Source organism: Pseudovibrio sp. FO-BEG1 (assembly GCF_000236645.1).
Lineage (GTDB): Bacteria > Pseudomonadota > Alphaproteobacteria > Rhizobiales > Stappiaceae > Pseudovibrio.
Genome location: NC_016642.1, coordinates 1,055,100 through 1,067,511, shown reverse-complemented (window position 1 = coordinate 1,067,511; position 12,412 = coordinate 1,055,100). Strand labels below are relative to the sequence as shown.

Annotated in this window: 14 protein-coding genes; 4 read left to right on the top strand and 10 right to left on the bottom strand. The window is 50.9% G+C overall.

The features are described from left to right. Positions 1 to 24 precede the first annotated feature (24 nt). Entirely contained in the window at positions 25 to 477 is a 453-nt protein-coding gene (locus tag PSE_RS04960; protein ID WP_008553094.1) for a YtoQ family protein, read from the top strand. A 70-nt stretch (positions 478 to 547) separates the two neighbouring features. Further along, complete coding sequence (locus PSE_RS04955; protein ID WP_014283852.1) at positions 548 to 1,693, top strand: glycosyltransferase family 2 protein; 1,146 nt, start codon at positions 548 to 550, stop codon at positions 1,691 to 1,693. Between the two features lie 212 nt (positions 1,694 to 1,905). Here PSE_RS04955 and PSE_RS04950 read toward each other — a convergent pair whose 3' ends face one another. Next, entirely contained in the window at positions 1,906 to 3,381 is a 1,476-nt protein-coding gene (locus PSE_RS04950; protein WP_041767998.1) for a methyl-accepting chemotaxis protein, read from the bottom strand. Between the two features lie 163 nt (positions 3,382 to 3,544). On the opposite strand from PSE_RS04950, the gene PSE_RS04945 reads away from it, so the two are divergent. Beyond that, on the top strand, positions 3,545 to 3,958 hold the full coding sequence (locus PSE_RS04945; protein WP_041767996.1) for a GNAT family acetyltransferase: 414 nt from the start codon (positions 3,545 to 3,547) through the stop codon (positions 3,956 to 3,958). Positions 3,959 to 4,348: 390 nt separating this feature from the next. Further along, positions 4,349 to 6,250: a PhoX family phosphatase gene (locus PSE_RS04940; RefSeq protein ID WP_014283849.1), complete on the top strand. Its 1,902-nt coding sequence runs from the start codon at positions 4,349 to 4,351 to the stop codon at positions 6,248 to 6,250. A 92-nt stretch (positions 6,251 to 6,342) separates the two neighbouring features. On the opposite strand, the gene PSE_RS04935 is transcribed toward PSE_RS04940, so the two are convergent. The 9 genes from PSE_RS04935 to PSE_RS04895 form a co-directional block, all read right to left on the bottom strand. Then, complete coding sequence (locus tag PSE_RS04935) at positions 6,343 to 6,891, bottom strand: YbhB/YbcL family Raf kinase inhibitor-like protein (protein WP_014283848.1); 549 nt, start codon at positions 6,889 to 6,891, stop codon at positions 6,343 to 6,345. A gap of 98 nt (positions 6,892 to 6,989) precedes the next feature. Continuing rightward, positions 6,990 to 7,781 carry an AraC family transcriptional regulator gene (locus PSE_RS04930; protein ID WP_041767994.1) on the bottom strand — a complete coding sequence of 264 codons (792 nt, stop codon included), beginning with the start codon at positions 7,779 to 7,781 and terminating at the stop codon, positions 6,990 to 6,992. A 109-nt stretch (positions 7,782 to 7,890) separates the two neighbouring features. Then, positions 7,891 to 8,274, bottom strand: coding sequence for a GFA family protein (locus PSE_RS04925; RefSeq protein WP_041767993.1), 384 nt, complete (start codon positions 8,272 to 8,274; stop codon positions 7,891 to 7,893). Between the two features lie 122 nt (positions 8,275 to 8,396). Then, positions 8,397 to 8,753 carry a 50S ribosomal protein L20 gene (gene rplT / locus PSE_RS04920; RefSeq protein ID WP_008553032.1) on the bottom strand — a complete coding sequence of 119 codons (357 nt, stop codon included), beginning with the start codon at positions 8,751 to 8,753 and terminating at the stop codon, positions 8,397 to 8,399. Positions 8,754 to 8,781: 28 nt separating this feature from the next. Beyond that, complete coding sequence (gene rpmI / locus PSE_RS04915) at positions 8,782 to 8,979, bottom strand: 50S ribosomal protein L35 (protein ID WP_008553139.1); 198 nt, start codon at positions 8,977 to 8,979, stop codon at positions 8,782 to 8,784. A 282-nt stretch (positions 8,980 to 9,261) separates the two neighbouring features. Continuing rightward, positions 9,262 to 9,771, bottom strand: a complete 510-nt coding sequence (locus PSE_RS26630; RefSeq protein WP_051125879.1) for a nucleoside deaminase — start codon at positions 9,769 to 9,771, stop codon at positions 9,262 to 9,264. A gap of 40 nt (positions 9,772 to 9,811) precedes the next feature. Beyond that, complete coding sequence (locus tag PSE_RS04905; RefSeq protein ID WP_014283843.1) at positions 9,812 to 10,363, bottom strand: nucleoside deaminase; 552 nt, start codon at positions 10,361 to 10,363, stop codon at positions 9,812 to 9,814. Between the two features lie 86 nt (positions 10,364 to 10,449). Further along, entirely contained in the window at positions 10,450 to 10,992 is a 543-nt protein-coding gene (gene infC / locus PSE_RS04900; RefSeq protein WP_083417159.1) for a translation initiation factor IF-3, read from the bottom strand. 190 nt (positions 10,993 to 11,182) lie between these two features. Continuing rightward, a complete protein-coding gene (locus PSE_RS04895; protein WP_244421350.1) occupies positions 11,183 to 12,358 on the bottom strand; it encodes a glycosyltransferase family 4 protein in 1,176 nt (391 codons plus the stop codon). Positions 12,359 to 12,412: the final 54 nt, after the last annotated feature.

Genomic DNA, 12,412 nt, shown 5'->3' with positions numbered 1-12,412 from the left:
AGATTCTTAGGGGAAGGCGAGCCGATGAAAACGTGGCGTGTTTATCTTTCAGGTGAGATCCACACCGATTGGAGAGAGCGAATTGAACATGGTGCGGCAGATGCAGGCCTGCCTGTTCATTTCGACAGTGCCGTGACTGATCACGAAGCCAGCGATGATTGCGGCGTCGAGATTTTGGGCGCTGAAGAAAGCAATTTCTGGCGGGACCACAAGGGTGCGAAGGTCAATGCCATCCGCACCCGGACACTGCTTTCTGAAGCAGATATCGTTGTGGTGCGCTTTGGCGACAAGTACCGCCAATGGAATGCTGCCTTTGACGCAGGCTTCGCTTCAGCTCTGGGCAAAAGCATCATCGTACTGCACGATCCGGCACTGACGCACCCACTGAAGGAAGTAGACGCCGCAGCCCTGGCGGTGGCCGAAGATCCAGATCAGGTGGTTGACCTGCTGCGCTACGTGATCCGCGGCGAACTGTAAGCCCCTCCCAATTCAAGGGAAGACGCTCCAATAACACAGCCCTACACTCACCTCTCAACAAGAGGAACGAGTGTGGGGCTTTTGTTTTTTAGCGACCCAATCACTCAACTGGTGGGCAGGTGCAGTGACGAGTGTTCGCGATCTTTTTGATTTTGATGAGTTTCCCAAAATCAGTTTGCCGGAAGATGGGATCATCGTTATCACGAGAGCCCGTAATGAGATGTTGAGATTGCCCTTTTTTCTGGAGCATTACCGGAGTATTGGGGCAAGTCATATCTTCGTTGTCGATAATGACTCCACTGACGATACAGCAGCTTTTCTGGAAACACAGCCAGACGTTACGCGGTTTCACACCAGCAAACTCTATAAGCAGTTCAAACGAAACTGGCTGCTCGCCATTTTAAATGAGTATTGCACCGATCGCTGGACTATTCTGGCGGATACTGACGAGCAGTTCGTTTATCCAAGATGGCCAGAAATCAAACTGACTGACCTGACAACTTATTGGGACAGTGTTGGTGCAGAGGGCGTAATAGCCCCGCTGATCGACATGTACTCCGACAAGCCACTGGTTGATGTTGACTACAGACAAGGTGATCCATTTCTGTCTGCATGTCCTTACTTCGACACGACATCAACTTGGGCGACACAGGCTTCACTAGAATTTAAAGGACCACGTTTTGAAATTCGCGGAGGCATTAGAGGACGCCTTTTTGGGATTCCCCCTAAAAGACGTGAAGTCTTGCCAATAAGTCTATTGCGAAATCTATATCTTGCACCCGCACGAGTTCACCAAAAGCTCCCTTTTCGAAACTACATTGAAAGACGGCTTAAGCGCTTTTTGAGAAAGCAATGCCCTCAGCTAATGAAAGTACCACTTATCAGATGGAACCCAACATATTCCGAGTTATGGGGTACGCATGAACTAGATATCAGAACCAGGCTTGCCGATGATTGGGGGGGCATGCTGCACTTCAAGTTTTTTCAGGATTTCAAGTTTCGTGTTGAAGAAGAGCTTAATAGGCAGGCATATCACGATAACGGTGCAGAGTATAAAACTTATCACGGTGGATTAGAGAAGATCCTTCACCACTCTCCTATGTACGAAGGCTCAATGAAGCTCACGAATGTAAGTGATATATATACATCCCAACAAGCTTATTGCTCCCCAGCTCTACAAAAGTATATGAAACACTTGCGTTTATCCGTAGGTTAATGGCTGAATTTCATCCTAAGCACAAGGCCTGAGCCTCGCGAGCCTATCAATGCATGGTGCTTCAGCGGACCACAGATACTGACCATGCAATGAGTTCACAACTCAGTCATGTACTTGAAGCACAAGGTGTGCTTTCGCAATAATCTTTTTAGCTTATTCGCGTTGATTCCATGGCTGCCATTTTCGACAGCCATGTGATTTTTAGAACAACATCACGCATTGAAAGCGATGAGGGTGTTACCCCAGTGGCGGCCTTTGATCCAGATGGGGGCTGAGACGAGTTTGATCATCATAATCTTTCCGCCGCCCATATCCCGGCGATAGGTTTGCAGGCTGTACTCTTTCGTGTTCTTGCTTGCATTCAGGCCAGCACGGTCGTCAAACATTCTGCGGTTGCGGCAATTGGCGGCGTTCCAGACCGGGTCGTTGCCCTGAGGCTTGGAATACTCTTTGCTGTGCGTTGGCAGATAAGCGTTTTTATCCAGAGCAGCGCAGAAGATGATATGTGGATCCAGATCTTTGACTGGCTCTTGAATGTCAGGCAACACCTTGTCAGTCATTTGCGTGAAGGATGCCATGAACTGGACGGGGTTTGAGCCTTCAATCGGGGTATAGTTGAAGTCGAAGAGATCGTTGATTGAAATGCGGCCCGCATCCACCTCACCTTCAAAGGCTTCCATGGTTTTGCCCGCAGCATCCTTGGCGTATTCGATCATCTGCTGATTGAGATTGTCGCCATGTTCAACGGCAACTTCAGCCAGAAGAGCATCGGCAGTTTGTGACGTTCCTAGCATCTGGCCGGAAACCTGTTCGATGCTTTCAGCATTGGCGGAGACCACACCGACCATTTCATCGCGATTGCGCAGCAGTTCGTCTGTATCTGCGTCATTGTTTGCACAGGCGATGCGGATGGATTCTGTGTTGGCAGAGATGTTATCGACCATCGCTTCCAGCTCGTGGAAGAGATCGTTGATGGACTGTGTGCCGTTTTCAGCAGTCGCTACTGTATCAAGTGCGCCCTTACCGAGATCCACCAGAGTATCTGCTTCTTTGCCGAGCTGAAGGATGGTTTGGTCAATTTGCTCAGTCGCGACTGTAGTTTGCGTGGCAAGCGCCTTCACTTCGCTGGCAACCACGGCAAAGCCTTTGCCGGCCTCGCCTGCACGAGCTGCCTCAATTGTTGCGTTGAGGGCCAGAAGATTGGTTTGACGGGCGATGGCATCAATGGAACTGGAGAACTGTCGTACATTCGCAAACGAGGCCTGGAGGCCTTCCAGTTGGCGATTGATGTTGCTGATGGTTGTCGACAGACTGTTGATGTTGGCGAGTGCGTCCGTCACCACTTCCTGAGACTTGGACATGGTATCGCGGGCATTGGTCGTCTGCTCTGCTGTCTGCTCAACGGCTGAGCTTACCTCCCGATTACTCTCAACAACGCGTCCAGAAGCTTCCTGAAGGCTTTCCATGGCTGTTTTCAGAGCGCCTGCAGTGTTGTTGACGGCATCCAGCTCTCCCGCAGCTGAGGCCATATCCAACGCCAGCGCATCCAGTTCGCCAAACAAGCGTGCACTATCTATGGAACTCTTAGGTTCTATGATTTCCACTTCAGCAGACTGACCGATTACTTCTCCTTGGTCGTTTGCAGCAGTTTCAGCAAGCAATTGTGTGTTACGCTTAAAAAAAGCCATGTCAAAAACCTCTCAATCGCGCAAAGGTTTTCATAGTTTTACTTATAGTTTATTAACCTTGTTATTAATCCTCTCCTCTATTGCAAGTTATTGGATTACAAAGGATAATCATAAAACATCCTGTGATTAAATTTCTATTTTCTAACTACTATGCGCGGTGCATATGATTTGTCGTGAAATGCATCTGTCCGATCAGGACACGGTTATTGCTCTTTGGAAGGCTGCTGGCGTCTTTCGTGAATGGAATGATCCGGTTCGGGATATTGCAAAAGCACTTGAGGGCGAACACTCAACTGTTCTTGTCGGAGAACTGGACGGCATGATTGTCGCCAGCATCATGTGCGGAGAGGATGGGCATCGCGGCTGGTTTTATTATGTCAGCACACATCCGGATCATCAGGGCAAAGGGTTAGGCAAAGCTATTACAGCTGCTGCAGAAGACTGGTTGCGCGAACGAGGCATCTGGAAAGTTAACCTGCTTGTACGTGGAGGTAACAGCCAGGTCGCGAGCTTTTATGAGGCACAAGGTTACAAGAACACCCAGAGCATCTGCCTGCAAAAGGTGATTGAGCCATAGGCCACTAAGTTTTTACTCAGAAAATTTATTGGCTGTGAAAACTGCGGTAATCGACGCTGCGGTTTATAGGGTTTGGAAATTTCCTGTTGAGCCGTATAGCGTTGGACGTCAACTCACTGAGTTTTCATAGAACCCCTTAATCAAGCCAAGTATCTTGGTCACATTTTGCAGTATTTTCTCATCTAAAATTAGAATAACGGAACAATATATAGCGATCACAGCAAGTTAGACAACTGACACTCATTAGATCTATATTGCACCCCTACAACCCCAATAACATGAAAACAATACTCATATTACATCTGCAGTATTTTATAGGATTGATTGTTTCGTAAAGTTGTCATGCAGGCGCCTTAGTGTGCGCTCACCTTCTTCTACGGGATATTTCTAATGGCTAATGATTTGACGAATGAACTCACGGCAGATGAGTGGGATGAGTTGAACTTCCCTCGTGCTGAAGAGAATGAATTTGACCGCGTTGTTGAGCGCGCAATTTCGCGCCGCGGTTTTCTGGGTGGTGTGCTGGCATTTGGCTCAGGCGCAGCGGTGATGGGCACAGGTGTGCTTGGTCTTTCGGCATCTGAGGCGAAGGCTTCGGTTTCGCGTTTTGCCTTCCAGCCAATTCCGACATTCACTGATGCAACTGTTCATGTGCCAGAAGGATACAACTGGAAGATCCTAGCTCGCTGGGGCGACGCTCTGGTGGATGGTGCTGAAGAGTTCAATCATGAAACCGGCGGCTCAGCGGCAGGTGCTGACAAAGTCTTTGGTGAGAACACCGACGGCATGGAGAGCTTCCAGTATCAGGGTAAGCAGTTGCTGGCGATCAACCATGAGTATGCCAACCGCCGGATCAACCTGCCTCAGAATGAAGACGGTGCGCCCAAGAACGCTAATGACGTTCTGAAACTGCAGCACCTTCAGGGTGTTGTGGTTATTGAAGTGGAAGAAGGCGATGGTGGTTGGTCTATCGTGAAGAACAGCTCGTTCAATCGCCGCATCACACACAACACGCCGATGACACTTGCCGGACCGGCTGCTGGTCATCCTTTACTGCAAACTACGGCTGATCCTTCAGGCACGCAGTCTCTTGGCACCTTCAACAACTGTGGTTCTGGCAAGACACCATGGGGCACTTATCTGACCTGCGAAGAGAACTTCAACGGTTATTTCGGTGCAACCGATACAGCTCCTATAGAGCGCATGGACGGGGTTGATGCGGGTTACAAGCGCTATGGCGTCACGGATATCGGCTATAACTACGACTACCACAAGTTCGATGAGCGCTTTGACATTGCGAAAAACCCGAATGAGCCTCATCGTGCAGGTTGGGTGGTTGAGATTGATCCGACAGATCCAAACTCAACACCTGTCAAACGCACTGCACTAGGCCGCTTCAAGCACGAGAATGCAGAGGCTGTTTTAGCACCAGATGGCCGCGTTGTTGTTTACATGGGCGATGATGAGCGCGGTGAGTTCATGTACCGCTTTGTCTCCAACGGTGTTTATGCGCCGGGTCAGCCAACTGATGGTTTGCTGGATGATGGTACGCTGTATGTTGCCAAGTTCAATGATGATCAGACAGGCGAATGGTTGGCTCTGACACCAGACACAACAGGCATGGATGCAGCCAACATCGCGATCTTCAGTCGTATTGCTGGTTCTGCTGTTGGCGCGACCACCATGGATCGTCCTGAGTGGATTTCAGCTAATCCGAATGCAGTTGAAGCATATTGCTGCCTGACCAACAATAAGAACCGCGGTGTGAAGCCTAATGCAGGTGGAGATGACACCTCTGTCAACGGCCCGAACCCACGTGAGACCAACAAGTACGGCCAGATCGTGCGTTGGCGTCCTCACAATGAGGATCATGCCTCAGACACGTTTGATTGGGATCTCTATGTGATGGCTGGTAACCCAACCGTTCATGAAGGACCTAAGGCTGGTTCTGAGAACGTGAATGCGGGCAACATGTTCAACTCTCCAGATGGCATGGGCTTTGACGAGAATGGGCTTGTGTGGATCCAGACGGATGGCAGCGACAGCAATGAAGGTGACTTTGCTGGCATGGGCAACAACCAGATGCTGGTTGGTGATCCTGTGACGGGTGAGATCGCCCGCTTCATGACAGGCCCGAAAGGGGCCGAAGTGACTGGTCTGACATGGTCTGCTGATCGCCGCAGCATGTTTGTGGGTATTCAGCATCCAGGTGGCAACTGGCCTGACGGCGGAAAGCTGCCTCGCTCCTCCGTTATCGTGATCAAGCGTGACGACAATGGTGTGATTGGCTAAGCTGTCTTTCCAGCTTGAACGATATTTCCCTTCGGGAGATGCCTCCCGAAGGGTCTCATTTTGTGATTGTCACACTAGCGAAAGCTGAGCTTTTAGTGGCTGAAGACGGCTGTGATCTTGGAAGTCTGAAGTGTGTTCGCACCAATCATATAGCCGACCAGTGCGTTGCTTGGGTTCTCAGGAAGATCCAGCGCCGGCACACCAAGTGCATGGATGGTGAAGACGTAGCGGTGTACCTCACCTGCCGGAGGGCAGGCACCGCCAAAGCCTTTCGCACCGTAGTCGTTGGTGATTTCCATTGAGCCAGCAGGCAAAGTTTTGTTGCCACTTGCCCCTTCTTCAAATGAGTTTGTTGAGGCTGGGATGTTCACCACATTCCAGTGCCACCATCCTGAACCTGTTGGTGCATCCGGATCATACGCAGTTAGAGCGAAGCTTTTGGTGCCTTCTGGCGCGTTGGACCAGCTGAGTTGCGGTGAGAGGTTGCCTCCGGTGCATCCGAACCCGTTGTAAACAAACTGGTTCGTGAGCTGCTGACCTTCAGCAATGGACGTGCTGGTGAGCTTAAAATCTTGCGCTTGAGCGGCAGATGCAAAAGAAGCTGCGATGGCCAGAGCGGTTATGAGTGGTTTCCGGAACATGTTTTCTCCAGTGGCTTGGGGCGTTGAACATGTTCCAGCTATAGGTTGCTTTGAAAAGTTACGCTTTCACGAGCCACTCATAAACTATCGGATTTCGATCAAACCTCTCTCGATCTGATCTCTTTCGGACGAATTCCAAAGCGTTTTTTGAAAGCCTCAGAGAAATGAGAGGGGGTATTAAACCCGCAATCCAGCGCAACGTTCGAGATTGGTTCATGCGTGGATTGCAACAAGGCCAGACCTTTTTCCAAACGAGTATGGAGCAGAACCTTTGCGAAGCCGTGCCCGGACTTGGCAAGCCACCGGCGGAAGGTCGCCTCACTCATCGCAAAATGACTGGCAACGTCGGTCGCACGCCATGCGTAGCTCAAGTCAGTTTCGATGAGGCTGCGCACCTTGCTCAGAGGGTTGTCTGTGTCGGGCTTTGACAAGTGTACGCCGATATGGCGTAGCCAGATGAGCGGCTCCAACAGTCGGTGCTGCCTTAAGGCTTCTGGTAGAGAGGTGTTTGCCAGTGTCTCTTTCATGAGGGCAAGCACGTCTTCCGGCTTATGCTCTTTTCCACGCACCACCTGGATCCCTGTAGCTGTTGGAGTTACCGGTTGGTCTGCATACACTGCATCTATCAGCGCATTGGCAATGCTGACGCCATCTGCCTGATAATCGGCATCTACAAGTGGCCTGTTCTCGAGGCTGATGATAGAACCGGGAGGAAAGATGAAGAGATCGCCCTCCGAACCGATCAACTCGCCATTATGCGGACAGATTACCTTCTTCGTTCCCTTATGAATGAACGACAGGAAGGTTTGATGGAAGTACATGTCCGTAAACGTGGCTCGAGTGGCCTGCGTGATCAAGTGAATGGACAGGCCCGAGTCGTTTGGCAACATTCTATCAGCTGTTTCATTTGCGATTTGGGGCACTTTCACTGGTACTTTCAAACACCGCAGGTATCACGGTTTTATCGAGCAGGATCGGAATGGCAAACATTGCCTGTAATCAGAACCGTTGGATCTGAGGCGCATCATCGGTGATCTCGTAATAGCTACCTTTGTCTTTGACGAAGATATGCTTGCCGATGTGCAGGTCGTTTGGTTCATCCAAACAACCGGCTGCGATAGCGATGTAGTCTTCCGCATGAATTTTATAGAACAGGCTCGATCCGCATCCCTTGCAGAAACCACGCTTTGCAAAATCTGAGGAAGCGTACCATTCAAGTCCATCATCAACTGTGAAGGTAACGGCACTTTCTGGAGCTACTGTGGAGGCCCAGACGTGGCCGCTTGTACGCCTACATTGGCTACAGTGACAGACCGTGACGCTGTCTCTCACTGCTTCCACCTGAAACTGAACTTTACCGCATTCGCATTTGCCAGTGACCATGTTCCCTCTCCCCTCATTTATCAAGGAACCAAGATAGGGAGGAGGCTCTGGCCGGACAACAAAAAAAGCAGGCTCCTCTCGGAACCTGCCTTTTAAAAAGCTTCTGCTTCCTGCTTTAGCAATTAAGCTACAGCAGCCTGTGCTTTTTCAACCAGAGCCTTGAATGCGTCAGGCTGGTTGATTGCCAGGTCAGAAAGAACCTTACGGTCAACTTCGATGCCAGCTTTGTTCAAGCCATCGATGAAGCGGCCGTAGGTCATGCCGTGTTCACGGGTCGCAGCGTTGATACGCTGGATCCAGAGTGCACGGAAGTTGCGCTTGCGAGCCTTGCGGTCGCGGTAAGCGTACTGTGCCGCTTTCTCGACTGCCTGCTTAGCAACGCGGATGGTGTTCTTACGACGGCCGTAGTAACCTTTGGCTGCCTTAATAACTTTTTTATGACGAGCGTGGGCGGTAACGCCTCTTTTTACACGTGACATGGTTGTCTCCTGGTCTCAGCTTTAAGGCTTAGCCGTAAGGCAGATATTTTTTCACGATACGAGCATCTGCATCACACAGAGTGGTGGTACCACGTGCGTTACGGATGAACTTGTTCGTGCGTTTGATCATGCCGTGGCGCTTGCCAGCCTGAGCACATTTAACTTTGCCAGTCGCGGTCAGTTTGAAGCGCTTTTTGGCTCCAGACTTCGTCTTCAACTTGGGCATTTTGCGTCCTTTCTTGTGATGATCAGCGAACCGATCAAAAATTTGCAATGGATGCATCAGAAGCCGCCACGGCATGCCCTGTATTTCCGTCTTAATTCCTATAAATTATAGGAGGCAGAATACCGCCGGGCGACTTTGAACGCGGCCTTATAAAACTGCCAGCGTGGGAATGCAAGAAGATTCCCGTTAAACTCGGCTCGAATAGCCAGAGTTCAACCAGTTTACACCCTTGCCCTTGCCAGAGTGTGCATGACTATGGTGTTGCCGGGTGTTTTCGGCTCTTCAGATCCTGATGCCAAGCCTTTTAAGTGCACGGCCATAATCCGTAAAGAGTTGCTGGCAGGCCTGACGCTCAACACCTTCAAAAATTACTATTTCAGGTCGCTGAACCATGCTTGCAGCCAGGTCTTTGGCCCGCAGGCTCATTTCCTGCGGCCAAAAGTTTGTGGCATCTTCATTGGTGTAGGCGCCGAACACCAGAGTATCAAAACCGGCCCAGATGGTGGCGGCCATACACATAGCGCAAGGCTCACACGTGCTGTAGAGGATGCCGCCCGGAAAGCTACGGGCTTTGCTGGCCTCACTGGCGAGCCGAATGGCGTTGATCTCGCCATGGCAGGTAGGATCGCAATCCTTGATCACGGAATCATAGGCCTGCGCCAGAAGCTCACCTTCTGCGGAGTAGACAGCACAGCCAAATGGCGATGGGTAGGGTGTCTCCAGCGAAGTCGCAGTATAAGCAATCAGCTCTCTCATGCGCTGATGGTGCAGCTCCAGTTCGCTTTCTGTCATCACGCCCCTCCCCGATCTTTAGTTTCGCGAGGTTTGCTCGTCAGATGCGAATACCGAGTTTGATCATGGTACTTGCACAGTCAGTAAAGAGCTGCCGACAGGCATCACGCTCAACCCCTTCGATGATCTCGATCTTTGGGCGCATGATCACGTGCTCAGCGATATCGCGCGCGCGCAAGTCCATCTCCTGTGGCCAGAAGTTGATTGCATCCTCATTTGTGAAAGCACCAAAGACCAGCGTTTCCACGCCGATGCTGATGGTTGCTGTCATGCACATTGGACAGGGTTCTGAAGTGGCATAGAGGATACTGCCAGGAAAGCTGCGGGTTTTGTATTTCTTACAGGCTTCGCGAATGGCGTTGAGTTCACCGTGGCTGCTGGGGTCGCATTCGCGGACCATTCTGTTGTAGGCCTGTGCAAGCAAGGTTCCGTCTGAGCCATACAGAGCGCCACCGAAGGGCGTGGGATATGGTGTTTCAAAGGAGGTTGCAGTGTAGTCCACCAGCGCCTGCATGCGCTTTTGGTGTGTAGCCAGCTCGTTGTCCATGTGCTCCAACCGTGTTTCGTTGCCCCAAATGAAAATACCCGACACGCTGTGCCGGGTAATCTCAAAATTCTCTGGGGCTTCGGTTGAGTAGCTACACAGAAACCAAGCTGGAGCGCTTCAACCTGAGCCTATTAACGAGAAATAGGTGCTAACACCATCATCATCTGGCGACCTTCCAGCTTAGGATGGGATTCGACCTTCGCGATATCTTGGGTCTCTTCCTTCACCTTAAGCAGAAGCTTCATGCCGAGATCTTGGTGAGCCATTTCACGGCCACGGAAGCGCAAGGTTACCTTCACCTTGTCTCCGCTCTCAAAGAAACGCATCATGTTTCTCATCTTCACTTCATAATCATGAGTGTCGATGTTTGGACGCATCTTGATTTCTTTGATCTCAACGATCTTCTGTTTTTTGCGTGCTTCAGCAGCTTTCTTCTGAGCTTGGTACTTGTAACGACCATAGTCCAGAATCTTACAAACAGGTGGTTGACTGTTCGGAGCAATTTCGACCAGATCCAAACCTTGTTCCACCGCCATTGCGAGGGCTTCTTCGGTTGGAGTTGGGCCGAGGTTCTCACCTTCGGCGTTGATCAGCTGCACTTCGCGAACGCGAATCTCTTTATTGGTGCGCGGCCCTTCCTTAGTGGGTGGCGGTGCGCGAAACGGACGGCGAATGTGAGTATCTCCTCTTTAGACTGCCGAACTTGCGAATATTTGATTGCAGTTCAATGACTCGTTCCAACTGTTTCGTCAAGTCGAGAAACACTTCCCAAGAACATCATTTTCGCTGCGTCGCTAGAATCAGGAAAAATGCCACGTAAGTCAACACTAGTTTTGTAGGTTCTGACGCGACATTTACAACCAGTTAGCTGTCTGTTGGTAACAGCTCCCGGTAAACGTTTAGTGTGGCTGAGCACATGGCCTGTTTTGTGAAGGATCGCTCGACATGATCATGAGCGCGCTTGGTCAGTTTTGCCCGCTCTTCTTCACTCATATCCAGCGCTTGCGCCATGAGATCACAAAGCTCTTCTGCATTGCCATTCTCAAAATGCCAACCGGTACGCTCTTCAGCTTTCACGATTGGCGGCACGAGCACGGTTTCCGGCACAGCACCGATGTTAGAAACGATAATCGGCACACCTGCGGCCTGTGCTTCAACAGCTGCACGACCAAAGGCTTCCGCCTCAATGGAGGCCACGACAGAAGCATCTGCAATCGCGAGTGCTGCCGGTACATCAGAACAATGGCCAACGATGCGCACGTGTTCGATCAACTCGGATTCTGCAATCTGCAACTCCAGAGACTGACGATAGGCTTCGCGGCCCTGATCATCACCAGCCAGAACCACCAGAACATCATCATAACCACCGCGCTCGATCAGCTGGCGAGTGGCTTCAATCAGGACCCGCTGGCCTTTCCATTCGGTCAGGCGCGCAAGGTTCATAACAACGCGGCGGTTGTCGGAAACACCCCAGCGGGCGCGTAGATCTGTCACGCGCTCATCGCTGATGTTGTCTCGATTAAAGGATTCAACGTCTGGCCCGCGATAGATAACCGAGGTCTTACCCTTAGTGCGTGGATCACGTTTTTCGACCAAATCTGCAGTAAAGCGTGAGTTGGCGATCACTTTGTCTGCTCGGGTCATGGAGGAATTGTAGAAGGCCTTGAACTTGTTCGTTTCCTTGTAGATGCCGTGATAGGTGGTGACATAAGGAATGTTTAGGCGGTGTGCTGCCCACAAAGCGGACCATGCAGGAGCACGGGATCTGGCGTGCACCAGATCAACCCGGTTCTGCTGACAGATGCGCTCAATCAGATAAGAGTTGCGCCACATCGTCCATGGGTTTTTGGACTTCACTGGCAGTTCAAAGTGCACGGCGCCGGTTGCTTCCAACTCAGGAACCATGCGTCCACCCTGCGAGATCACAAGGCTATTCCAGCCTTCGTTGACGATCGCCTCCGCCACATCCACTGTGGTGCGCTCGGCTCCGCCGGTTTGAAGGTCGGGGACAATTTGCAAAATGGTTGGCACTTTGGACATTTCTCTATGTTTTTTGAGCGGCATCCAACTATGCTCGCCCAAATGAAAGGCAGG

Coding starts and splice junctions, on each gene's coding strand:
- PSE_RS04960 (WP_008553094.1), top strand. CDS start 25: ATGAAAACGTGGCGTGTTTATCTTTCAGGTGAGATCCACACCGATTGG.
- PSE_RS04950 (WP_041767998.1), bottom strand. CDS start 3,381: ATGGCTTTTTTTAAGCGTAACACACAATTGCTTGCTGAAACTGCTGCA.
- PSE_RS04945 (WP_041767996.1), top strand. CDS start 3,545: ATGATTTGTCGTGAAATGCATCTGTCCGATCAGGACACGGTTATTGCT.
- PSE_RS04940 (WP_014283849.1), top strand. CDS start 4,349: ATGGCTAATGATTTGACGAATGAACTCACGGCAGATGAGTGGGATGAG.
- PSE_RS04935 (WP_014283848.1), bottom strand. CDS start 6,891: ATGTTCCGGAAACCACTCATAACCGCTCTGGCCATCGCAGCTTCTTTT.
- PSE_RS04930 (WP_041767994.1), bottom strand. CDS start 7,781: ATGTTGCCAAACGACTCGGGCCTGTCCATTCACTTGATCACGCAGGCC.
- PSE_RS04925 (WP_041767993.1), bottom strand. CDS start 8,274: ATGGTCACTGGCAAATGCGAATGCGGTAAAGTTCAGTTTCAGGTGGAA.
- rplT (WP_008553032.1), bottom strand. CDS start 8,753: ATGTCACGTGTAAAAAGAGGCGTTACCGCCCACGCTCGTCATAAAAAA.
- rpmI (WP_008553139.1), bottom strand. CDS start 8,979: ATGCCCAAGTTGAAGACGAAGTCTGGAGCCAAAAAGCGCTTCAAACTG.
- PSE_RS26630 (WP_051125879.1), bottom strand. CDS start 9,771: ATGACAGAAAGCGAACTGGAGCTGCACCATCAGCGCATGAGAGAGCTG.
- PSE_RS04895 (WP_244421350.1), bottom strand. CDS start 12,358: ATGTCCAAAGTGCCAACCATTTTGCAAATTGTCCCCGACCTTCAAACC.